General features: G+C 70.6%; 18 protein-coding genes. 4 read left to right on the top strand and 14 right to left on the bottom strand.

What is annotated here, in order from left to right:
- Positions 1-77: 77 nt before the first annotated feature.
- From OG407_RS41000 to OG407_RS40975, 6 genes are all read right to left on the bottom strand, one after another.
- Positions 78-821, bottom strand: coding sequence for a YcnI family protein (locus OG407_RS41000; RefSeq protein WP_329348650.1), 744 nt, complete (start codon positions 819-821; stop codon positions 78-80).
- A gap of 39 nt (positions 822-860) precedes the next feature.
- Positions 861-1,466 (bottom strand): hypothetical protein, encoded by a 606-nt coding sequence (locus OG407_RS40995; protein ID WP_405865287.1) that lies wholly within the window; start codon positions 1,464-1,466, stop codon positions 861-863.
- 236 nt (positions 1,467-1,702) lie between these two features.
- Positions 1,703-2,929 (bottom strand): MDR family MFS transporter, encoded by a 1,227-nt coding sequence (locus tag OG407_RS40990; protein WP_405865285.1) that lies wholly within the window; start codon positions 2,927-2,929, stop codon positions 1,703-1,705.
- Positions 2,926-4,791 carry an ABC transporter permease subunit gene (locus OG407_RS40985; protein ID WP_405865283.1) on the bottom strand — a complete coding sequence of 622 codons (1,866 nt, stop codon included), beginning with the start codon at positions 4,789-4,791 and terminating at the stop codon, positions 2,926-2,928. The genes OG407_RS40990 and OG407_RS40985 overlap by 4 nt, the downstream gene beginning before the upstream one ends.
- Positions 4,792-4,794: 3 nt before the next feature.
- Positions 4,795-6,300, bottom strand: a complete 1,506-nt coding sequence (locus tag OG407_RS40980; RefSeq protein ID WP_405865281.1) for an ABC transporter substrate-binding protein — start codon at positions 6,298-6,300, stop codon at positions 4,795-4,797.
- Between the two features lie 5 nt (positions 6,301-6,305).
- A complete protein-coding gene (locus OG407_RS40975; RefSeq protein ID WP_405865279.1) occupies positions 6,306-6,842 on the bottom strand; it encodes a GNAT family N-acetyltransferase in 537 nt (178 codons plus the stop codon).
- Between the two features lie 156 nt (positions 6,843-6,998).
- Between OG407_RS40975 and OG407_RS40970 the strand changes: the two genes are divergently transcribed.
- Both OG407_RS40970 and OG407_RS40965 read left to right on the top strand, forming a co-directional pair.
- Positions 6,999-7,958 carry an ATP-binding protein gene (locus OG407_RS40970; protein ID WP_405865277.1) on the top strand — a complete coding sequence of 320 codons (960 nt, stop codon included), beginning with the start codon at positions 6,999-7,001 and terminating at the stop codon, positions 7,956-7,958.
- A 112-nt stretch (positions 7,959-8,070) separates the two neighbouring features.
- Positions 8,071-8,463, top strand: coding sequence for an SCO5389 family protein (locus tag OG407_RS40965; RefSeq protein WP_405865275.1), 393 nt, complete (start codon positions 8,071-8,073; stop codon positions 8,461-8,463).
- A 51-nt stretch (positions 8,464-8,514) separates the two neighbouring features.
- Here OG407_RS40965 and OG407_RS40960 read toward each other — a convergent pair whose 3' ends face one another.
- From OG407_RS40960 to OG407_RS40940, 5 genes are all read right to left on the bottom strand, one after another.
- On the bottom strand, positions 8,515-10,380 hold the full coding sequence (locus OG407_RS40960) for a discoidin domain-containing protein (RefSeq protein WP_405865273.1): 1,866 nt from the start codon (positions 10,378-10,380) through the stop codon (positions 8,515-8,517).
- A 143-nt stretch (positions 10,381-10,523) separates the two neighbouring features.
- Positions 10,524-11,882 (bottom strand): GH1 family beta-glucosidase, encoded by a 1,359-nt coding sequence (locus OG407_RS40955; RefSeq protein WP_405865271.1) that lies wholly within the window; start codon positions 11,880-11,882, stop codon positions 10,524-10,526.
- A gap of 38 nt (positions 11,883-11,920) precedes the next feature.
- The gene (locus OG407_RS40950) at positions 11,921-12,760 is read right to left on the bottom strand and encodes a carbohydrate ABC transporter permease (RefSeq protein ID WP_365299501.1); all 840 of its coding nucleotides are present in this window, start codon (positions 12,758-12,760) and stop codon (positions 11,921-11,923) included.
- A gap of 22 nt (positions 12,761-12,782) precedes the next feature.
- Positions 12,783-13,778 (bottom strand): sugar ABC transporter permease, encoded by a 996-nt coding sequence (locus OG407_RS40945; RefSeq protein WP_365298165.1) that lies wholly within the window; start codon positions 13,776-13,778, stop codon positions 12,783-12,785.
- 8 nt (positions 13,779-13,786) lie between these two features.
- Positions 13,787-15,103: an ABC transporter substrate-binding protein gene (locus OG407_RS40940; RefSeq protein WP_403597579.1), complete on the bottom strand. Its 1,317-nt coding sequence runs from the start codon at positions 15,101-15,103 to the stop codon at positions 13,787-13,789.
- Between the two features lie 210 nt (positions 15,104-15,313).
- On the opposite strand from OG407_RS40940, the gene OG407_RS40935 reads away from it, so the two are divergent.
- Positions 15,314-17,107 (top strand): coagulation factor 5/8 type domain-containing protein, encoded by a 1,794-nt coding sequence (locus OG407_RS40935; RefSeq protein WP_405865268.1) that lies wholly within the window; start codon positions 15,314-15,316, stop codon positions 17,105-17,107.
- Between the two features lie 259 nt (positions 17,108-17,366).
- On the opposite strand, the gene fusA is transcribed toward OG407_RS40935, so the two are convergent.
- The gene (fusA, locus tag OG407_RS40930) at positions 17,367-19,424 is read right to left on the bottom strand and encodes an elongation factor G (protein WP_405865266.1); all 2,058 of its coding nucleotides are present in this window, start codon (positions 19,422-19,424) and stop codon (positions 17,367-17,369) included.
- Between the two features lie 385 nt (positions 19,425-19,809).
- On the opposite strand from fusA, the gene OG407_RS40925 reads away from it, so the two are divergent.
- Positions 19,810-19,977 carry a hypothetical protein gene (locus tag OG407_RS40925; RefSeq protein ID WP_405865264.1) on the top strand — a complete coding sequence of 56 codons (168 nt, stop codon included), beginning with the start codon at positions 19,810-19,812 and terminating at the stop codon, positions 19,975-19,977.
- 234 nt (positions 19,978-20,211) lie between these two features.
- On the opposite strand, the gene OG407_RS40920 is transcribed toward OG407_RS40925, so the two are convergent.
- The gene (locus OG407_RS40920; RefSeq protein WP_405865262.1) at positions 20,212-20,904 is read right to left on the bottom strand and encodes a response regulator; all 693 of its coding nucleotides are present in this window, start codon (positions 20,902-20,904) and stop codon (positions 20,212-20,214) included.
- Entirely contained in the window at positions 20,901-22,271 is a 1,371-nt protein-coding gene (locus OG407_RS40915; protein ID WP_405865260.1) for a sensor histidine kinase, read from the bottom strand. The genes OG407_RS40920 and OG407_RS40915 overlap by 4 nt, the downstream gene beginning before the upstream one ends.
- Positions 22,272-22,360 lie beyond the last annotated feature (89 nt).

The following is a 22,360-nucleotide window of genomic DNA, read 5'->3' as shown; positions in this document are numbered from 1 at the left end:
AGGGCCCGGATCACTGATGATCCGGGCCCTTCGGCGTACCCCTTGGGTGCTACGACTCGGGTGCTACGACTTAGGTGCTACGCCCGCGGGGTCCGGCCGCGCACGATCGCGAAGGCGCCCGCCGCGAGCCCGAGCACGCCCACGATCAGCCCGGCGATGCCCAGCCCGCGGGCGGTCGAGTCACTGCTCGACGAGGAGGCGGAGGCGGACGTCGTCTTCGTTGCGGTGGCCGCCGCCGAGGCGGAGGCGGCCGGGGCCGCGTCGCCGTCCTCGCTCTCCTTCGCGGTGAGCTTGAGGACGGGCGCCGGGTTCTCCGGCTCGTCGTCACCGGCCGTGGTCTGCTCGATCCAGCGGACGACATCGCCGTCCGAGTAGGTCTGGAGCGTCTTGAACGCCAACTGGTCGGTGTCGTCGGGCAGTTGACCGAAGGCGACGTTGAAGTCCTCGTACTGTCCGGCCGCGATCTTCCCGCCGGTCCAGGTGATCTGGGAGACGGCGTCGGTGATCGTGCCGTCGTCGGTCTTCACCGGCGTCTTGAGCTTGCTGGTGGTGACCTTCGCGGTCCAGCCGTTCTGCGGGGTGACCAGCACGCCGAGAACGGGGTGGTCGGTGGGCAGATAGACCTGGACCTTGGTGGTGCTCGCCTTGTCCTCCTCATTGGGGACGCGGAAGGTGAGCACGCCGTCCGTGGCGCCCTTGGCGTAACTCTCCGGGTGGACGGTCACGTGCGCGGAGGCGACCCCGGCGGCGGCCAGGACTCCGGCGGTGGCGAGCGCGGCGACGGTGCCTGCGCGGCGCAGGGTGGTGCGGTGTGCGGACATGGTGAGGTGATCTCCGTACGGGAAAAGGAAGTTGAGTGGTCAGACCGGGTACGGGATCGGGACCGGTGGTCCTCTACGGCTGACCGCGTGCCGGAGGAGGAGTTGACGCAGGGGGGCCGCGTCGGCGGCGGCGCGTCCGGGACGGCGGGCGGTGCGGGCGGCCGACGGTGCGGGGGCGTCCCGCCACCAGGCCACGAGCCCCGGCACGAAGGCGACGGCCCAGCGCAGCAGCGACCACAGCGCGGCCTCCCCGCGCCGCAGCCACCAGGCCGCGACGAGTGCGGCGACGACATGGGCGGCCACGGCGTGCGGGGTCATTGCCTGCGTCTGCCGCATGGGCGCCATGGTGTGCCCGGACATGTGCGCCATACCGGCCATCGCCATGCCGGTCCGTGGCCGCGCGACATCGAAACCGAGGTGGAGCCCGGCCTGGGTGGCCAGCATGGCGGCACCAATGCCGCACATGGACCGTTCCCGACCGCCGAGCAGCCACCCCATGACGAACACGACGAGGAATCCGGCACCGTCCGCCCACAACGGAGGCGTGGCACCGGTGGCGAGCCCGTGCCCCGCGGCAGCCAGCAGCACGCACACCGCGGCGAACACCGCGGCGCGCAGGCTCCGAACCGCCGGCGATGCGCTCATGGTGACGGATCCTCCCACGCACCGCTGCCGCCGAAGCCGTCGATGGCGGTTTAGGGGGCAGCTCATATCTGGTTCATGGCTTGGTACGGCGGGGGCGGGTGGGGCGTTCAGTTCGGGTGGGGGGACTCGTGCGGGCATGCGTCGATTTACCGGGATACGGCGCTGCGGGACCGGTCCAAGCGCGGGGGCCGTGGGACACGAGGGGGGCCGTGGGACACGGGGGCCGTGCGGCCGGCTCATCTCCGGTGCGGTTGGCGTGACAGGCGTGGCAGCAAGCCGACCGCCGCCATCGGTACGGCGGCCAGCACCAGCCAGGGCACGGCCGCGGGCAACCCCAAGTCGAGGAGGGTGCCGGTGCCCGCGCTGCCGAGGAGGACGATCAGCCCCGAGACGGAGGACAGCGCGCCGGTGTAGAGGCCGAGGCGTCCGGGTTCGGCGAGGTCGGGAACCCAGGCGCGGGCGACAGGGGCGATGAGCATCTGGCCGAGGGTGAGCAGGACGACGAAGCCGGTCGCGGGCAACAGCCCGGCGGTACCGGTCAGTTCGGCGGGCCGGGCCACGGCGACGGACGCGAATCCTACGGCGATCAGCAGCAGCCCGGCCGCCATGGACCGGCGCGGGTCGAGCCGTTCCCCCGCCCACCGGGTGACGGGCAGCTGCGCGGTCACCACCAGCAGCGAGGACAGCGCGAACAGCCAGGCCAGCGGCGCCTGCGAGCCCGCCGCGCGCTCCACCTCCTCGGGGAGGGCGAGATAGAGCTGGTTGTAGGCGAGGAGATAGGCGCCGTAGGCACAACACAGCGCGAGGAAGGGCCGGTTGCGCACCAGGGCCCGCAGGCCGGCCTTCTCTTTGATGTGCGGCCGCCCGGGAATGTGCTGCGGCAGCAACCACGCATGCCCCGCGAGGACGAGAACGAAGACCCCGGCCCCGGCGAGACACGCAACCCGGAAGTCCACGGCGAGCAGCAACGCACCGAGCAACGGCCCTACGAACGCCCCGACTTGACCGGCGACGGTGAACAACGCGAGCACCCGGGTGCGGGACCCACCGCCCGTCTCCTCCCACTCGACAGCCTGCCGCGCCACCTCCGACTCCACCGCCGGTGAGAACAGCGCGGCGGCGAACCCGATGAGCAGTACGGCTCCGACGACGCCCCAGGTCTCCGCCGCATACCCGAGCCAGCCGAACCCGGCGATCCGCAGCACGCACCCCGCGAGCACCACGGGCCGGACGCCGTACCGGTCGGCGAGGGCCCCGCCGACCACGAACAGCCCCTGCTGGCTGAAGGTCCGCAACCCCAGCACGAGACCGACGAGCCAGCCCGCCATGCCGATCGCGTCCGCCAAGTGCTCGGCCAGGAACGGCAGCACGGCGAAGAAGCCGATGTTGAAGGCGAGTTGAGTGAGGATCAGCAGCCGGAGCAGCGGTGAGAGCGGGGTCCGCACGAGGGCTACGGAGGTCATCGAGCGGCCAACTCCCTTCGCGTGCTTGCCCCTTGCATGCTCCCGGCGGCCGTGACCGCGAGTGCGCCGAGCAGGGCGAGTACGGCGGCGGGGGCCAGAACTGCCCAGGGGGCGCGTTCGGCGTAGGGCTGGTTCTCGGCGAGGAGCAACCCCCATTCCGGGGAGGGTGGTTGCGCGCCGAGGCCGAGGAAGCCGAGCGAGGCGAGGGCGAGCGCGACGCCGGGCAGGCGGAGCAGGGCGTGCCGGGTGACGGGCGGCAGGACGGCGGGCAGGAGTGAGTGGCGCAGGATGTGCCAACGGCCCGCGCCCAGGCCCCGGGTGGCGGTCACGTGCAGGGTGGCGCGTTCCTGGAGCAGCAGCGCGGAGGTGTGCGCGGCCAGGGGCGTCCAGGCGAGGGCGGCCACGGCGAGAGAGGGTGTCGCCGCCCCACTTCCCGCGACGGCGGTGACCAACAGGGCGGCCAGGACCGGCGGTACGGCGTTCACCGTGTCGACGAGCGGCCCGGACAGCCGGGGCAACAGCCCGAGCAGTACGCCGGTACCGAGCGCGACGGCGCTGATCGCGAGGGCGAGCAGCAGGGTGTCGACGGCACCGTGGGCGACCCGCGCGAGGAGATCCCGGCCGAGCGCGTCCGTGCCGAACGGGTGGGCCCAGGTGGGGTGTTGGAGGCGCAGCCCGGTGTCGAGGGCGAGGGGATCCCGGGGCAGACCGAGCGCGACGACACCGAGGAGGAGGGCGCCGTAGACAAGAGGCAGTGTTCGTCGGGGAGTTGAGGCGCTGGGCCCGTGGAGGGAGGGGAGGGCGTCGGCGCGTAGCGCTGGGCCGATGAGGAGGCGTGCGGCGAGACGGGTGAGTCCGGCGGCGACGGCGGCGAGCAGGAGAAGGGCGAGGGTACCGGCCTGAAGCACGGGCAGGTCCTGCGCGAGGCCGGCCTGGAGGGTGGTGCGCCCGAGCCCCGGGATGTCGAAGATCTGCTCGACGGCGACGGCCCCACCGGTCAACCCGACGACGAACAAACCCATGTTGGGCAACAGCCCGGGCAGACACCGCCGCACGGCCTGCCGGGCAATGCGTCCCCCGGACAGCCCTCGCGCAGCAGCGGCCCGCACCCACGGCTCGCCGAACGCCCCCGGCAACAGATCATCGAGCAACCGCCCCAGGACAGCCCCGGCAGGCACCCCCAACGCAAGCGCCGGCAGCACCACCCAACGCGGCCCGTACCACCCGAGCGCGGGCAACCACCCGAGTCGCACCCCGACGACGGTGGCGAGCACGGACGCGGTGAGGAACTCGGGCAACGCGGCGAGAACGGCGGAGCCGGTGCCACCGGGGCGCTCTGCGGGACGGCGGAAGGGCCGTCGAGTGCGGGACTCCGGCCGCGCCGCGGAGCCGGTACCGCCGAGCCGGCGTGCGACGAACTCCCCCAGCACGCCCGGGAATCCGGGCCCACCGTCACCCGGCCGCCCCACCGCACGCGCACCCCGCCGCAACGTCCGCGCACACACCAACCCGGCCGCGACGACGGCCACCGCAACCGCCGATCCCATCAACAGCATGGACGCGCCCAGGGCTTGGAGTACTCCGGGCATGACCTCGGCGCCGGAGATCCATGAGCGTCCGGCGTCGCCGTGCGGCAGACCGGTGAGCCACTGACCGAGGAGACGCAACGGGCCGTCATCGAGGCCGAGTTGGGTACGGATGGTGGCGAGGACCTCGGGGTCGGGGTCGCGTTCCGCCGAGCGGGCCTTGAGGACGGTGAGGGCCGGGTCGGTGCGGGAGAGCCAGGGCAGGAGGCCGACCGCGCAGACGAGGGCGGCCGCGAGGAAGGCGCGCCACAGGAGCGTGGCCGTGCGGTGCGGCATGGTTCAGCGCCGGGTTCCGGGGCCGACGAGGGTGCGCTCGTACGGGTCGAGGAGGGCCCCCCGCACCGAGGTGCCGACGCCGGTGACGACCCGTTGGTGCACGAGCGGCACGACGGCGTCCGTCCCGAGGATTTCGGCCTCGGCCGCCATCGCCGCATTCTGGCGTGCGGAGGTGTCGGCGGTGCCCTCGGCCTTCGCCACGGCCCGGTCGACGTCCTTGTCGCAGAGCAGGGCGAGGTTGTAGCCGCCGTCGCAGGTGTAGTCACTGGCGAGCACGGCCACCGGATCGCCCGTGTCCACCAGGGTGTTGCGGGCGGCGACGAACGCGTCGAACTTCCCGGCCAGCGCGTCGCTCTCGATCCGCGAGTACTCCCGTACCTCCAACTCGACCTCGAATCCCGCCTTTTCCAGCTGCTGCTTCAACACCTGCGCGGCTTCGGGTAGTTCGGGCCGGTTGTCGTACGTCGCGAGGGTGATGGTCCGCCCGCCGGGCGCCACGGGCTCGGCCCGGCCCACCGGTTGCTCGCGCTTGCCCGCCGCCCAGGTGACGGCGGGGCCGTAGATGCCCGTACCCGCGTCGGCGTGACCTTCGTAGACGCCCTTGGCGAGTGCGGAGGTGTCGACGGCCTCGCGGGCGGCGGCGCGGAGCTTCGGGTCCTTGAACGGGCCTGTCCTGGTGTTGAGTTGGAGGCTCGTGGTGCGGGTGGTGGCGGTCTCGCGGCGGGTGTCCGCGTCGAGGGTGGCGGCCTGGGCGACGGGTATCGCCTCCGCCATGTCGACCTGCCCGGTGCGCAGCGCGTTGGTGCGGGCGGTGCCGTCCGCGATGAACCGTGCGTCGATTCCGGAGGCTTGGGCGAGGCCGCCCCAGTAGTCGTCGAAGCGGTCGAGGGTGGCGGCCGTTGAGCCGGTGATCTTCGTCAGTTCGAAGGGACCGGTGGCGGTGCCGACCGGGTCGACGCGGCCCTTCTCCTCGTACGCCTTCGGGGAGAGCACGGCGAGGGCGGGCCCGGCCAGCCTCAACGGCAGTACGGGGTCAGGGGAGTTGGTGGTGATGCGCAGGCGGTCGCCGCCCGCGGACTCGGCGGTGAGGGTGACGCCGGAGAGCGCGGCCGGGGCGGGCTTCGCCTCGGCGGCATGGCCGAGGGCGGTGGCAACGCGGGCCGGGGTGACCTCGGTGCCGTCCTGGAAGGTGGCCTCGCGGAGCGTGAACAGCCAGCTGCGGTCGCCCTCCCGCTGCCAGGACCGGGCCAGTGCGGGGGCGGCGGAGCCGTTGGCGTCCAGGGAGGTCAGGCCTTCGGTGACACCGAGGCGGCTGAGGATGGTGGCGTCGGCGCCGTACGGGGAGAGGTTCTCGGCGGGCGGGAACGCGAGGGCGACGCGCAGCCGGGTACCGGGCTCCCCGGTCGTGTCCCCGCTCTCCTCGCCGACGGAGGCGAAACAGCCGGTGAGGAGCGGGGCGAGGGTGAGGGCGAGGAGCAGGCGGGCAGGGCGGGTTCGTCCGGGTCGCATCGCGGTCATCGCTCCATCGGCAGTTCGAAGTGCACGATCCCCTGCCCGCCGCCCGGGTCGTCGCGCTCGTCGTGCACGACCTTCCCGAGCGACCGCCAGAAGGCCTCGGCGCCGGGTACGGCGGGATCGGTGTGCAGGTAGACGGCGCGGTAGCCGCCGTCGGTCGCGGCGAACGCGAGGAGTCCGGCGACGAGGTGCCGGGCGAGGCCGCGCCTGCGGTGTGCGGGGCGGACGTAGACGCGGCGCAGTTGTGCGGTCCTGCCGGAGGGGTAGCGCTCGGCTAGGTCGCGCGGGTTCGGCGGATGGACCGGTCCACGGGAGTCCAGGGCGGCGGTCGCCACGACCGTGCCGTCGGCGGGGTCGAGCGCCACGAGGAGGGTGTGGCGGGCCAGGGCGAGATAGGCGGCGGCCGGGTCGATGATGTCGCCGTGCCAGCGGGGCACGTAACCGGTGTGGAAGTCGCGGTAGACGGTGTCGAGCATCACGGCACGCGCACCGTCGATGTCGTCCGGGCCTGCCGCCCTGATGCAGTAGTCAAGCACTTGCACATCATATGCATTAAGACTCCTAGGCCTTGATCACCCTTGGACCGTTCCCGGATCACCCTTGATCCACCGGATTTGACAGCCTCGCGGACACCCCCTAAAACCTAGCCACATGACATTCATTTTCAAAACCGTGATCGCGGCGGACCGGTAGTGCGCGTCGCGTTCGTCGGCAAGGGCGGCAGCGGAAAGACCACGCTGTCGGCCCTCTTCGCCCGCCACCTGGCCCGCGCCGGCGCCCCCGTGCTCGCCATCGACGGCGACATCAACCAGCACCTGGCCGAGGCCCTGTCCCCAGGCACGTCTCCCGGCACCGAACCGGTCACCGCCCCACCCCTGGCCGCCCACCTGACCGAGCTCAAGAACTACCTGCGCGGCACCAACCCCCGCATCGCCTCCCCCGAGGCCATGATCAAAACCACTCCCCCGGGCCGCGGCTCACGCCTTCTGCGGCTGCTCGGCGACGACGAGGTGCACGCCCGGCATGTGGTCCGTGCGGGTGATGTCCCGCTGATGGCGACGGGCGAGTTCGAGGAGAGCGACCTCGGGGTGGCCTGCTACCACTCCAAACTCGGCGCGGTGGAGCTGTACTTGAACCACCTCGTCGACGGCCCCGGCGAATACGTCGTCGTCGACATGACAGCCGGCGCCGACGCCTTCGCCTCCGGCCTGTTCACCCGCTTCGACCTGACGTTCCTGGTGGCCGAACCCACCCGCAAGGGCGTCTCCGTCTACCGCCAATACCGCGACCACGCACGGGAGTTCGGCATCCACCTCGCCGTGATCGGCAACAAGGTCACCGGCGAGGACGACCTGCTCTTCCTCAAGGAGGAGGTGGGCGACGACCTCCTCACCCACCTGGTCCACTCCCCCGCCGTCCGCGCCGCCGAACAGGGCCGGGCACAGGGCGAGTTGGAGCCGCACAACGTGCACGCCCTGCAGGTGCTGCGCGAGGCGGTCGACGCTCGCCCGAGGGACTGGCCGACCCTGCACCGCCACGCCGTCGACTTCCACCTCCGCAACGCCACCGCGTGGGCGGACAGGGCGACGGGCCTGAACCTCGCGGCCCAGGTGGACCCGGACTACGTACCGGGCCCGACGCCACAACCCTGACCACCAACCGCTCACTGCTCACTGCTCACTGCTCACTGCTCACTGCTCACTGCTCACTGCTCACTGCTCACTGCTCACTGCTCACCAACAACCAGACAGGACAACCCTCTTCATGTCTCTCGACGTCTCCCCGAAGCTCCTCGCCGAAGCCGAACACGGTGACATCCGCGAGGCGGACTTCGTGGACACGGTCCGCACGTCCCTGCCGTACGCCTACGACCTCATCGCCGGTCTCGCCACCGAACTGCGCGACGGCACAGCCGAGTTCACCGACAACCAGACCCCGCCCCCGTCCGAACAGGAACGCGGCCAGCTGTTGCGGGCCCTGGCCAGTGACGCGATCCGGGGCAGCCTGGAGCGCCACTTCGGGGTGGCCCTGGCCTTCCAGAACTGCCATCGGGTGGCGGCATTCCGGCCGGGGTCGCTGGACGGGGAGACCTATGCGCGGTTCACGTCGGTACGGTCCCAAGTGCTGAACCAGTCACCGGAGTTCAGGGACTGCTGACGGGCGGCGGAACGGGCCGGTCCGGTGCCGCGCTCCGGACCGGCCCAGCTGTTACTTCTTCTGTTCCACCCGCACCCAGTCCACCTCCGCCTGCACTCCCCCGGCGGCGACCTTGTCCACGCTCGACTGCGGCAGCCCCCAGTACGGAGTCGTCGCCTGGTTCCAGCCGGCCGGGTACGCGCCGCCCAGGGCGAGGTTGAGGATGACGTACTGGTTGTGGTCGTAGACCCATTGGCCCCGGGTCGATTCGAGTTTGTTGCGGGTGGTCTCCTGGACGAGGGTGTCGTCGACGTAGAAGCGCATCGTGGTCGGGGTCCATTCGACCGCGTACGTGTGCCACTGGTCGGCGGTGCCGCCGTTCGGGTAGGTCTGGCGGGCGCCGATGTTGCCGTCGGCGGAGTAGCCGGGGCCGTGGAGGGCTGTGCTCGTCCAGGTCGGGTAGCCGATGTTCTCCATGATGTCGGTCTCGCCGGAGGCCGGCCAGGACACTGACGGGTCGTCGACGTTGCTGCCGAGCAGCCAGAAGGCGGGCCAGAATCCGTCGCCGACCGGGAGCTTCATGCGGGCGCTGACCTTGCCGTACGTGAAGTCGAACTTCGTGTTGGTGTCGATGCGGCCGGACGTGAAGTCGTACGTGCCGCCGCCCGCCTGGGTGCAGCCCTTGCAGTACTTCGCCGCGAGGATCAACTCACCGTTCTGGGTACGGACGTTGTCCGTGGAGTCGACGTACGCCTGGGACTCGCCGTTGACCGAGCCCATTTCCGTGCCCGTCCGCACGACCCGCCATTTGGAGCGGTCCAGGGCCGCTGACGTGAAGTCGTCGAAGAACGTCGTCTGGTACGTGCCCGACTGGCCGGCGGGGAGTGCGGGGTAGGCCGCCGCCGCGCTGCCGCCGGTGCCCCAGACCTGGAACTCGTAGAGGGAGTAGCCGAATTGGGCCGTGTAGGGGGCCGGGTTGTAGAAGGAGCGGCGTTCCTTGCCGAGCATGCGGACGTAGCGGCCGGTGACCGGCTGGGGCAGGGTGACCGTGTCGTGGCGGCCGGTCGCGTCGGCGGGGGCCTGGATGTTCGCGCGGCGGGTCGCGATGTCGGCGGCCGAGGGTTCGTAGACCGTTCGCCAGGTGCTGTTGTCGTCGGAGACCTGGAGCAAGTAGTCGACGGCGTAGGCCGATTCCCAGTAGAAGTCGACCGTGTCGATCGTCGAGGTCGCCCCCAGGTCGACCGACACCCAGCGGTCGGCGTTCCAGTCGCTGGACCAACGGGTCGCGTCGTCCTTGAGGTTGGCGGGCCAGCCACCGTCGGTGACGTACGCCGGTGAAACGCCGTTGTGCTGGTAGTAGTTGGAGTACGCCGGGTGGTTCAGGGCGAGGTTGGTGCGGGCCGTGGACGCGGGGGCCGGTTCGCCGCCGTAGACCTTGAAGGAGTAGAGCGAGTAGCCGTAGGGCGTGGAACGTTCCAGGCCGCGCATGCGGACGTAGCGGCCCGTCACCTCCTGGGGGTACGTGCTCGTGGTGACCGAGCCGCCGGTGCCGGCGGTCTCGGTGTAGAACGGCGTCCAGTCGGTGCCGTTCTTGGAGACCTCCAGGACGTATCTCTTGCCGTAGGCCGCCTCCCAGTCGAGGGTGACGCGGTCGATGCGGATCGTCGTGCCGAGGTCGAGGCGGATCCAGGCGTCGTCGGCGAAGTTGCTGGACCAGCGGGTCGCGCCGTCGCCGTCGAAGGCGAGGCCGGGGGTGGTGCCGGCGTTCTCGCTGCCGGAGGCGGTGACGGCGGCCGGGTTCGCGGCGTAGGCGGCGGCAGCGCGGTCGGTGTCCCAGGTCGCGGCTGCCGCGGCCTGCGGGGCGGGGGCCGCGAGGGCCGGGGTGGCGGAGAGCAGGGCCAGTGCGGTGAGCGCGGTGAGCAGGGTGCGTGCGGGCATGCGGGTCTCCTTGAGGGGCGGATCTCCTTCTGGGGGTGCTCGTGCTGACGCACAGCTGACTGTCGTGCGCATGACACACATGGGGATGGTGGTGCCCCGGTGGGTGCGGGCTCCCCCGCCCGCGCCCACCGGGGCGGCCTTGCTCAGGCCGCGCGCCGGGCCCGGCTGCGGTGGTCGCGGATGATGTCCGCGTACCGGCGGCCGGAGCCCTTGATCGTGCGGACCTGGGTCTCGTAGTCCACATGGACCAGTCCAAAACGCTTCTCGTAGCCGTACGCCCACTCGAAGTTGTCGAGCAGCGACCAGGCGAAGTAGCCGGCCAGCGGGGCGCCCTTGCGGGCCGCCGAGGCGCAGGCGGCGAGGTGCTGGACCAGGTAGTCCTGGCGCTCCGGGTCGTCGACGGTGCCGTCGGGGCGTACGACGTCGGGGAACGAGGAGCCGTTCTCGGTGACGTAGATCCGGCGGGGGGCGTACTCCTCGGTGAGGCGGAGCAGCAGGGTCTCGATGCCGGACGCGTCGATCTCCCAGTCCATGCCGGTGCGCGGGACGCCGAGGCGGCGCACGGCGCGGGTGTACGGGGCGGGGCCGTCGGGGGCGTGGGCGACCGTCGCCGGGAAGTAGTAGTTCAGGCCGAGCCAGTCGAGCGGGGCCGCGATGGTCGCCAAGTCGCCCGGCTGTTCCGGGAGTTCGACGCCGTACGTCTCGACCATGTCCGCCGGGAAGCCGCGGCCGTGGATCGGGTCGAGCCACCAGCGGTTGACGTGGCCGTCCTGTCGGCGGGCCGCCTGGATGTCCTCGTCGCGGTCGCTGGCGGGATACACCGTGGAGAGGTTGTTGACGATGCCGACCTGGGCGTCCGGGGCGGCGGCGCGGATCGCCTGGGCGGCGAGGCCGTGGCCGAGCAGCAGGTGGTAGGAAGCCCGGACGGCGGCCGTTAGATCGGTCCAACCCGGGGCCATCTTGCCTTCGAGGTGGCCGATCCAGGCCGAGCAGGAGGGCTCGTTGAGGGTCGTCCAGTGGGTGACGCGGTCGCCGAGGCGTTCGGCCATGACCGAGGCGTACGCGGCGAAGTGCTCGGCGGTGGCTCGCTCGGGCCAGCCGCCGCGGTCCTGGAGGGCCTGGGGCAGGTCCCAGTGGTAGAGGGTGACGGAGGGGGTGATGCCCGCCTCCAGGAGTCCGTCCACCAACTCGTCGTAGAACGCGAGGCCCTTGGGGTTGGCCGGGCCGTCGCCGCCGGGGATCACCCGGGGCCAGGCGATCGACAACCGGTAGGCGTTGGCGCCGAGTTGGCGCATCAGGCCGAGGTCCTCGCGCCAACGGTGGTAGTGGTCGCAGGCGACATCGCCGTTGTCGTTGTTCGCGATCTTTCCGGGAGTGTGCGAGAAGGTGTCCCAGATCGACGGCGCGCGTCCGTCCTCGGCGACGGCTCCCTCGATCTGGTACGCCGCGGTGGCCGTGCCCCACAGGAAGTCGTGCGGGAGTGCGGCGAAGTCGATGGTCACTGAAGTCCCTTTACGGTCAGCGGAGTTGGTCGGGTCGGTCACTTGACGGCGCCCGCCGTCAGCCCGGCGACGAGATAGCGCTGCAGCAGCAGGAAGCCGGCGACCACGGGCACGCTGACGACCAGCGAGGCGGCCATGATCTGGTTCCAGTACACGTCGTTGAGCGTGGAGTAGCCCTGGAGTCCGACGGCGAGCGTGCGGGTCGAGTCGTTGGTCATGACGGAGGCGAAGAGGACTTCTCCCCACGCGGTCATGAAGGCGTAGACGGCGACCGCGACGATGCCGGGGATCGCGGCCGGTACGACGACGCGCAGCAGTGCGCCGAGCGGACCGCAGCCGTCGACCAGCGCGGCCTCGTCCAAGTCCCTTGGCACGGAGTCGAAGTAGCCGATCAGCATCCAGATGGAGAAGGGCAGGGAGAAGGTGAGATACGTCAGGATCAGGCCGCCGCGCGAGCCGAACAGGGCGATGCCCGTGGCGTTGCCGATGTTGACGTAGAGGAGGAACAGCGGGAGGAGGAAGAGGATGCCCGGGAACATCTGCGTCGACAGGACGGTGACCGTGAAGACGCGCTTGCCGCGGAACTCGTAGCGGCTGACGGCGTACGCGGCGAAGACCGCGATCACCACCGAGCAGACCGTCGCGGCGACGGACACGATCAGCGAGTTCATGAAGTACTTCGCGAGCGGGACCGTCGACCAGATGTCGATGTACGGGCGGATCGTGAGACCGCTCGGCAGCCAGCGGAACTTGCCCGTGACGTCCGAGAGCGGTTTCAGGGAGCTGGAGAGCATGACGTACACCGGCACCAGGACGAAGCCGGCGAGCAGGGTGAGGAAGATCCGCCGCGACCAGATGAAGGACCGGGGCGGGGCCATCGGCGACCTGGAGAGAGAGGAACTAGACATCGGCCGACCTCCGTCCGCGTGAAGTGACCACCAGGTACACACCGGTGACGACGAGCAGGAACAGCAGCAGCAGGACCGACATCGCAGAGCCCGTGCCGAAGTTCCACGTCACGAACGAGGCCTGGTAGATGTGGACCGAGATGAGGTCCGCGGCCTCGGGGGCGGACCTGCCGAACAGGACGTACGGCGTGTTGAAGTCGTTGAACGTCCACAGGAACAGCACCAGGACCAGCACCTGGTTGACCGGGCGCAGCGACGGCAGGGTGATGCGGCGGATCTGCTGCAACCGGCCCGCGCCGTCGATGGACGCCGCCTCGTACAGCTCCTTGGGGATGTTCTGCAGGCCGGCCATGACGATGAGGAAGGCGAACGGCCAGCCCTTCCACACGTGCACGATGAGCAGCGCGTAGAAGCTGTTGTCGCCGATCAGCCAGAACGACGGCTTGCTGGTGATGTGCAGCTGGTCGTGCAGGACGTGGTTCACCAGGCCGTTGTCGTGCTGGAACATGAAGACCCAGGTGATGACGGCCGCGTAGACCGGCAGCGCGTACGGGATCAGGAAGAGCGCTCTCAGCAGGCCCCGGCCGCGGAAGTTGTCCTGCATGTAGATCGCGGTGACCGTGCCGAGCAGCCAGCAGAAGGCGACCGACAGCAGGGTGAAGACGACGGTGACGAAGAAGGAGTGGAGGAGCGACTTGCCGACGGGGGCGCTGAAGTCCACCGAGACCTTGTAGTTGCCGAAGCCGGACCAGGGCGCGGTGCCCCAGTCGCGGATGTAGAACTGGGTGAGCTCCTTGAAGCTCATGACGATGCCGATGACCATCGGCACCAGGTGGACCAGGAGTTCGAGGATCAGGGCGGGCAGGAGCAGCAGATACGGCAGTCCGATCCGGCGGATCCGGTCGGTACGGCGGCGGCGCGGCCCGGGGGCCGCCGTGGCGGACGTGTCCTTCCGCTCGGCGGCCTCCGGGGTGACAGTGCTCGTCACAGTCGCACTCACTTCGCCGGCATCTGCTGCTGAGCCTTTTCGAGCTCCGCCTTGACCGACGCGGTCGTCACGGCGCGTCCCGCGGCGGCGTCGGCGAACAGGTCCTTGACGGCCGTGCCGACCGCCGTCTCGAACTGGGACTCGTCGGCGACCTGCGGGAGCGCGGCGGCGCTCTTGGCGAGGGTGTCCTTGAGGACGGCGTTCGCGGGGGTGTTGAACGCGGTGTCCTCCTGCGCGGTCTTCACCGGCGGGATGGAGCTGTACGCCGTGTTGAGGATCTTCTGCTCGGCGTCGCTCGTCAGGAACTTCACGAACTTGGTGGAACCGTCCAGGTTGTTCGTGTTCTTGAAGACGGCCAGGTTGATGCCGGCCACCATCGAGTTGGTCTGCGCGCCGGTGCCCGGGGTGCCGGACTGCACGGGGATCGGGGCGATGCCGTACGAACTCTCGCTCATGCCCTGGGACTTGAGGTTGGCGGACGCCGACTGCCACATCAGCATCGCCGTCTTGCCCTTGGCGAAGTCGCTGACGGACTGGTTCTGCGCGTACTCGGCGTTGCCGACCGGGATGACCTTGTCCTTGGCCATCAGGTCGACGTACTGCTTGACGGCGGCGACGACACCGTCGTTGGTGAAGTCGGCCTTGCCGTCGGCGGTGAAGAAGTCGGCGCCGTGCTGCTTGGCGAAGACGAAGGCGTGGTGGATGTTCTCGGAGACGTTGGCGCCCTCGGCGCCGAGCGCCTGCTTGCCCTTCGCCTCGATCTTCTTTCCGTCGGCGACCAACTCGGCCCAGGTGGTGGGCGGTTGGGAGATGCCGGCGTCGGCGAAGATCTGCTTGTTGTAGTAGAGCGCGTACGCCATCGAGTACAGCGGGACGGCGGCCGGGTCCTTGCCCGTGGCGCCGGTGGAGCCGAGCGCGGAGTCGACGAAGCGGTCCTTGCCGCCGATCTTCGCGAAGTTGGCCGCGCTCCACGGGAGGAAGGCGCCGGTGGCCTGCAGGGAGGCGCTCCAGGTGTTGCCGATGTTCAGGACGTCGGGGCCCTGGCCGGAAGTCGTCGCCGTGAGGATGCGGTTGAGCAGGTCGGACCAGGGCACGACCTCCAGCTTCACCGTGATGCCGGTCTGCTTCTTGAACTTGTCGAGCTCGGGCTGGAGGACCTTCTTGTCGATCGCGATGCTGGCGCCCTGGTTGGACGCCCAGTAGGTGAGCGTCTTGGGCGAGTCGTTGGATCCCCCACCCGTGGACGAACCGCCTCCGCAGGCCGTGGCCGCAAGGGCGAGTGACATGGTGACGGCGCCTACGGCCGCGGCTCGGATGCTGCGCATACTCCGGGTGTCCCTTCAGGGAATGCACTCACGACTTAATTTAGGACGTGAGTTAAACCTCGGAAGCCAGAGGCGTCAAGAGTTTGGACGCCACTCGTCGAACTCGGTCGTACCTCTTGACGACCGTGTTCACGGACCTGAAGCATTCCCCCGCGAGAGAGCGCTCCCAACCCCACAGGCGTTCATTTCATGAACAAGGAGAGCCGCCTTATGTCCCCAGTTCCCCGCAGAGCCGTCCTCGGTGCCGCCGCAGCGGTGTCCGCCCTGGCCGGGCTGCCCGCAACCGCCTCCGCAGCTTCCGCCGCCCCCGCGACCCCCGCCGCTCCCGCCACTCCCGTCGCGAACAAGCCACTCGCCCTGCCGGGTGGCGGCGATCTCGGCCCCAACGTCATCGTCTTCGACCCGTCCACCGCCGGCATCCAGGCCAGGCTGGACCAGATCTTCGCCCAGCAGGAGACGGCCCAGTTCGGCACCGGCCGCTATCAACTGCTGTTCAAGCCGGGCACGTACAACGGGCTCAACGCCCAACTCGGCTTCTACACCTCGATCTCCGGGCTCGGCCTCTCCCCCGACGACACCACGATCAACGGTGACATCACGGTCGACGCCGGCTGGTTCAACGGCAACGCCACCCAGAACTTCTGGCGTTCGGCGGAGAACCTCGCCCTCGTGCCCGTCAGCGGAACCAACAGGTGGGCCGTGGCTCAGGCGGCCCCCTTCCGTCGGATGCACGTCCGCGGCAGCCTCAACCTCTCCCCGAACGGCTACGGTTGGGCCAGCGGCGGCTACATCGCCGACAGCCGGATCGACGGCCAGGTCCAGCCGTACTCGCAGCAGCAGTGGTACACCCGGGACAGCGCGATCGGCAGCTGGCTCAACGGCGTCTGGAACATGGTCTTCTCAGGCGTCCAGGGCGCACCGGCGCAGGGCTTCCCGAACCCGGTGTACACCACGCTTGCCACGACCCCGGTCTCCCGCGAGAAGCCCTTCCTGTACCTGAACGGCACCGAGTACCGCGTCTTCCTCCCCGAGAAGCGCACCAACGCGAGCGGGGTCACCTGGGGCAACGGCACCCCTCGCGGCACCTCGCTGTCCCTCTCCCAGTTCTACGTCGCGAAGCCGGGCGTCACGGCGGCCACCCTCAACCAGGCGCTCACACAGGGACTTCACCTCCTGCTGACCCCGGGCATCTACCACTTGGACCAGCCGATCCAGGTCAACAACGCCAACACCGTTGTCCTGGGCCTGGGTTACGCAACTCTCGTCCCCGACAACGGAGTTACGGCGCTCAAGACCGCCAACGTCGACGGCGTACGGCTCGCCGGATTCCTCATCGACGCCGGCACCGTCAACTCCAACACCCTGCTGGAAGTCGGCCCCGCCGGCACGACGACGGACCACTCCGCCAACCCCACCACCGTCCAGGACGTCTTCGTCCGCATCGGCGGCGCGGGCGCCGGCAAAGCCACCGCCAGCATGGTCATCAACAACCGCCACACCATCGTCGACCACACCTGGCTCTGGCGCGCCGACCACGGCACGGGCATCGGCTGGGACACCAACCGCGCCGACTACGGCCTCGTCGTCAACGGCGCCGACGTCCTGACCACCGGCCTCTTCGTCGAACACTTCAACAAGTACGACGTCCAGTGGAACGGCGAACGGGGCCGCACGATCTTCTTCCAGAACGAGAAGGCGTACGACGCCCCCAACCAGGCCGCCATCCAGAACGGCTCGATCAAGGGCTACGCCGCGTACAAGGTCGCCGACAACGTGACCGTGCACGAAGGCTGGGGCCTCGGCAGTTACTGCTACTACAACGTCGCCCCGACGATCGTGCAGCACAACGGCTTCGCGGCGCCGAACCGTTCGGGCGTGAAGTTCCACGACCTGCTGGTCGTCTCGCTCGGCGGCCAGGGCCAGTACGAGCACGTCATCAACGAGACGGGTTCGCCGACCTCGGGCACGTCGACCGTGCCGTCGACGGTGACCTCGTACCCCTAAGACCCCGGCAGTCCCTGAGACCCCGGAGTCCCTGAGTACGTGGCGGATGCGGGCCGAAGCTCCCCCTTCGGTCCGCACCCGTCACCGTCACCGTCACCGTCACCGTCACAGCGACGACGACCTCCAGTCCGGCTGTTCAACCGTCCTGCACAGCACACGAGTTACGCCCACACGCACGTGTTTCGCCCCCCCCCAGCCCGACTCCCAAGACCGGCGACGGGAGGCGCCCCGCGTTGAGACGCCTCCCGCCCCTGTGTCGCTACCGGGTCGCCACCGCACCCGGCGCGGGCGCGTACCCCGTCGGCCGGGCGGTGAACGTGCCCCGGCCCTGGGTCCGGCTGCGCAACCGCGTTGCGTAGCCGAAGAGTTCGGCCAGGGGCACGGTCGCCGTGACGATCGCCGAACCCGTGCGAGTCGTCGAGCCGGTGACGCGGCCTCGGCGGGCGGCCAGGTCGCCGAGCACTCCGCCGACCGCGTCCTCGGGCACGGTGACGGTGACCTCGACGACCGGTTCGAGGAGGACGGTCGTGCAGGCGCGCAGGGCTTCGCGCAGGCCGAGGCGGCCGGCCGTGCGGAACGCCGTCTCCGAGGAGTCCTTCACGTGGGTCGCCCCGTCGGTCAGCGTGACGCGCAGCCCGGTCACCGGGAAGCCGCCGACCGGCCCCTCGGTGAGGGCGTCACGGCACCCGGCCTCCACCGAGCGGACGTACTCCTGCGGCACGCGTCCACCGACGACCGCCGAGCGGAACTCGAAGCCGAGGCCCTCCAGCGGTTCGACGTCGAGCACCACGTGCGCGAACTGGCCTGATCCGCCGTCCTGTTTGACGTGCCGGTAGACCCGGCCGGTCACTCCGCGCACGACCGTCTCCCGGTAAGCGACCCTCGGGCGGCCGACGTTGACCTCCACACCCGTGGCCTGGCGGATCTTCTCCACCGCGACCTCCAGGTGCAGTTCGCCCATGCCGGACAGGACCGTCTGCCCGGTCTCGGCATCGGTGCGGACCACCAACGACGGGTCCTCCTCGGCCAGTCGGGCCAGTGCCGACGCCAGTCGGTCGGTGTCGGTGCTCCTGCGGGCCTCGACCGCAACGGAGACCACCGGGTCGGCGACCGTGGGCGGTTCGAGGACGAGCGGGGCGTCCGGCGCGCACAGGGTCGAGCCGGCGCGGGTGGACTTCAGTCCGACCACGGCGACGATGTCCCCGGCGACCGCCCGGTCCAGGCGTTCGTGCCGGTCGGCCTGCACCCGCAGGATGCGCCCGATCCGCTCGGTACGCCGTACGCCCGGGTCCCACACGGTGGCTCCCTTCTCGATCGTGCCCGAATAGATCCGCAGATACGTCAGCCGCCCGGTCGCGGTCGCACTCACCTTGAACGCCAGCGCGGAGAAGGGGCGTTGGGGATCCGCCACCCGCTCCTGCTCGACGCCCGCGTCGTCCGTCCCCCGTACCGGCGGAACGTCCGACGGCGACGGCAGATACGCCACTACGGCGTCCAGCAGCGGCTCGATACCCCGGTTGCGGTAGGCCGAGCCGCACAGGACGACCACACCGTCGCCGGTGCGGGTGAGGTCGCGCAGGGCGGCGCTCAACGTCTCGGCGGACAGCGTGGATTCGGCGTAGAACTCCTCCAGCGCACCCGCGTGCAGTTCCGCCACCGCCTCCTCCAGCAGCCGTCTGCGCCGCCGCGCCTCCTCCAACAGGCCTTCCGGTACCGGGAGTTCCGCCGCCGTGTCACTGCCGTCGGTCCACACCAGGGCACGCATCCGCAGCAGATCGACGACGCCGGTGAAGCCGTCCTCCGTGCCGATCGGCAACTGCACCACCAGCGGCGCCGGATGGAGCCGTTCGCGGATGGAGGCGACGGCCGTGTCGAGGTCGGCGCCCGCGCGGTCCAGCTTGTTGACGAAGGCGATGCGCGGGACGCCGTACCGGTCGGCCTGGCGCCACACCGACTCGCTCTGCGGTTCCACGCCCGCGACGGCGTCGAACACCGCGATCGCGCCGTCGAGGACGCGCAGGGACCGTTCCACCTCGTCGGCGAAGTCGACGTGTCCCGGGGTGTCGATCAGGTTGATCCGGTGACCGTCCCACGCGCAGGTGACGGCCGCGGCGAAGATGGTGATGCCACGGTCGCGCTCCTGCGGGTCGAAGTCGGTGACGGTCGTGCCGTCGTGGACCTCACCGCGCTTGTGCGTGGTGCCGGTGAGGTAGAGGAACCGCTCGGTGACGGTGGTCTTGCCGGCGTCGACGTGGGCGAGGATGCCCAGGTTGCGGACGGCGGAGAGCGGGGTGGTGAGAGGGCGTTCGGTGCGCACGGCCCGTGGCCTTTCGAAAGTGATTTCCGTGCAGGGCGGCGCGATTCCCGTGCGGGAGAGATGAATTGACGGAGCGTCAAAAAGCTGTCACGTCACGGGCATCCGGTACCGGCCGCGCAGCGGGCACCGGACGGCCGAAGACACGAGGATCACCTCGTACCGGGAGCGGGGAACGACGACAGCGGTGCTGTAGCGCACGGCCGGGCTCCCCTCACTCGTCAACGGATGTGGCGAGTGTAGGGAAGCCCGGGGGTGTGGAGCACGGGATTTATGCGGTGCGGGTCAGGTGCAGGTGCAGGTGGGGACGCCGTCCGCGGTGACGGTCTCCGCGTACTTCTGGCACTCGACGCGGATGCTGGTCGCGTCGGGGAAGGCGTAGACGCGGGTGGCACCGACCGAGGGCGCCGTCTCCGTCCAGACGCCGGTGCCCCAGGTCTGGAGGAGCAGCGGGGCGAGGCCCTGGGTGGCGGTGAAGCGGGCGGCGGCGCGGGTGGTGCAGTACTGCCGGCTCGCGCCGCCGTTGAGGATGTCGGAGCCGGTGGCCTGCGCGTAGGCGCGTGCGCGTGTTTCCCCCTGGTGGGTCTCCTGCGTCGTCGCGGGCCGTGCTTCGTGCTGACGGGATCAGCCTGTTCCGGGGGGAGTTCCGGGGTCGACGGGTTTCCTGTCGCCCGTCGGGGGGACGGGTGGGAAACCCGGTGTGAGCTGGGGTGTTGTCGACCAGCGGGCAACCAGCGCGGCGGCGGTCGACCTGCGTGGACGCGGCCCCGGCCGCCTCGCCGGGACCGGGCTACTGGTCGGCGGAGTTGGGGCGGGCGAGTCCGAGGTCGTAGGCCAGGATCACCGCCTGGATGCGGTCGCGGGCGCCGACCTTCGCCAGGACGCGGCCGACGTGGGTCTTCACCGTGGACTCGGAGAGGAAGAGGCGCTCGGCGATCTCGCCGTTGGTCCAGCCCTGGCCGATGGCGACGAGGATCTCGCGCTCGCGGTCGGTGAGGGGGCGGATGCGGGGGTCGTCCGTCGTGGGCGCCGCCTCGGGTCCCTGCGGTGAACTCTTCGGCAGGTGCTGGGCGTAGGCGTCCAGCAGGCGGCGGGTGAGCGCGGGGGCGATGACCGCGTCGCCGGAGGCCACCGCGCGGATGCCGGCGAGGAGTTCCTCGGGGTGGGCGTCCTTGAGGAGGAAGCCGCTGGCTCCCGCGCGCAGTGCCTCGTGGGCGTACTCGTCGAGGTCGAAGGTGGTCAGGATGAGGACACGGGAGCGGTCGCCGGCCGCGACGACCCGGCGGGTGGCCTCGATGCCGTCCATGCCGGGCATCCGTACGTCCATCAGGATCACGTCGGGACGCAGTTCGGCGGCCATCCGCACCGCCTCGCCGCCGTGCCCGGCCTCGCCGACCACCTCGGTGTCGGGGTTGGCCTCCAACAGCATCCGGAAACCCAGGCGTTGGAGGGGCTGGTCGTCCACGATGAGCACGGTGGTCATGCCGCTCCCCCGGTCGCGCCCGTGTTTCCGCTCGTGTTCCTGCCCGTGTTTCCGCTCGTGTTTCCGCTCGCGGTGAGCGGGGTGGGGTCGAGGGTGGCCCGTACCGTCCAGCCGCCGCCGGGGGCGGGGCCCGCGGTGACGGTGCCGTGGTAGAGGGCGGCGCGTTCTCTCATGCCGGCGAGTCCGTGTCCTTCGTCGTGGGTCGGTGCGGGTCCGGCGGTGACGGCGCCCGGGCCGGTGTCGTGGCAGTCGATGCGCACCCCTGACTCCTCGACGTTCACGGCGAGTTCGACGCGGGTGTCGTGGCCCGCGTGCTTGAGGGCGTTGGTGAGAGCCTCCTGCACGATGCGGTACACGGTGAGTTGGACTCCGCGATCCAGGGCGGCCGGGTCGCCGCCGGTGCGGTACACGACCTGCGGACCGGCCGCGCGGATACGGGCGCACAGGGCGTCGAGGTCGGCGATGCCCGGTTGCGGGCTGAGTTCGGGGGCGTCCGGTGTGGCGGTCTGGACGCGCAACACGCCCAGCATGCGGCGCAGTTCACCGAGTGCCTGGCGGCCGGTGTCGCCGATGAGGAGCAGGGCCTGCTTGCCGCGCTCGGGGGCGAGGTCGGTGGCGTAGGCGCCGCCGTCGGCGAGGGTGATGATGACGGAGAGGTTGTGGCCGATGATGTCGTGCATCTCCCGTGCCACGCGGGTGCGTTCGGCGGCGGCGGCGAGTTTGCTGCGCTGGTCGCGCTCGATCTCCAGGCGGGCCGCGCGGTCGCGCAGTACGGCGAGCTGGGCGCGCCGGATGCGGACCACGAAGCCGAGCGCCACCGCCGCCGTGATCGTGCTGAACAGGACGAACAGCGCGTCCAGGACCGGCACTTGGGGCGGCAGCCGCAGCGCGAACAGCCCCAGGGCGGCGAGGGTCACCGCGCAGGCGACGGGCAGCCGGCGCAACTGCCCGTGCAGGACCAGGCTGTAGAGGGAGATCAGCAGGGCGACGTCGGCGCGCAGCCAGACGCCCAGCCCCGCCTGGACGAAGAACGCCGCGGCGATCAGCGCGAAGGCCAGGGTCGGCCTGCGGCGCCGCAGCAGCAGCGGCAGCACCAGTCCGGCCTGCAGGGCGACGGTCGCCGGCCAGGGCAGATGGATGAAGCTGTTGTCGAAGCCGCGCCGTCGGCCGTCGTCGTCGTCCACCAGGTCCGGCAGGCAGAACACCAGCGCGGCCATGACCGTCAGGGCCGTGTCCAGCACCCAGGGGTGTCGCCGGTCGCCCTGCTTGATCCGCCGGCCGAACCGGGACAGGCCGCCGGCCACGGGATGACTCCACGGCAGGTCCGTTTCCGCGAACAGCAGGTGGGCGGGGTCGTCGAGGCTCATCGGTGTCACTGGTCCGGGTTCATGGGGGTCACCTGTTCATTGTGGGGCCGGGTGCGCGACGTGCGGGCGTCGGACACCCGGCCCCAGAG

Source organism: Streptomyces sp. NBC_01515, assembly GCF_045040345.1.
Taxonomy (GTDB): domain Bacteria; phylum Actinomycetota; class Actinomycetes; order Streptomycetales; family Streptomycetaceae; genus Streptomyces.
Note: the sequence above shows the minus strand (reverse complement) of the source record. Positions and strands in the feature narration are given on the sequence as shown.

Coding starts and splice junctions, on each gene's coding strand:
- OG407_RS41000 (WP_329348650.1), bottom strand. CDS start 821: ATGTCCGCACACCGCACCACCCTGCGCCGCGCAGGCACCGTCGCCGCG.
- OG407_RS40995 (WP_405865287.1), bottom strand. CDS start 1,466: ATGAGCGCATCGCCGGCGGTTCGGAGCCTGCGCGCCGCGGTGTTCGCC.
- OG407_RS40990 (WP_405865285.1), bottom strand. CDS start 2,929: ATGACCTCCGTAGCCCTCGTGCGGACCCCGCTCTCACCGCTGCTCCGG.
- OG407_RS40985 (WP_405865283.1), bottom strand. CDS start 4,791: ATGCCGCACCGCACGGCCACGCTCCTGTGGCGCGCCTTCCTCGCGGCC.
- OG407_RS40980 (WP_405865281.1), bottom strand. CDS start 6,300: ATGCGACCCGGACGAACCCGCCCTGCCCGCCTGCTCCTCGCCCTCACC.
- OG407_RS40965 (WP_405865275.1), top strand. CDS start 8,071: ATGTCTCTCGACGTCTCCCCGAAGCTCCTCGCCGAAGCCGAACACGGT.
- OG407_RS40960 (WP_405865273.1), bottom strand. CDS start 10,380: ATGCCCGCACGCACCCTGCTCACCGCGCTCACCGCACTGGCCCTGCTC.
- OG407_RS40950 (WP_365299501.1), bottom strand. CDS start 12,760: ATGGCCCCGCCCCGGTCCTTCATCTGGTCGCGGCGGATCTTCCTCACC.
- OG407_RS40940 (WP_403597579.1), bottom strand. CDS start 15,103: ATGCGCAGCATCCGAGCCGCGGCCGTAGGCGCCGTCACCATGTCACTC.
- OG407_RS40935 (WP_405865268.1), top strand. CDS start 15,314: ATGTCCCCAGTTCCCCGCAGAGCCGTCCTCGGTGCCGCCGCAGCGGTG.
- OG407_RS40920 (WP_405865262.1), bottom strand. CDS start 20,904: ATGACCACCGTGCTCATCGTGGACGACCAGCCCCTCCAACGCCTGGGT.
- OG407_RS40915 (WP_405865260.1), bottom strand. CDS start 22,271: ATGAGCCTCGACGACCCCGCCCACCTGCTGTTCGCGGAAACGGACCTG.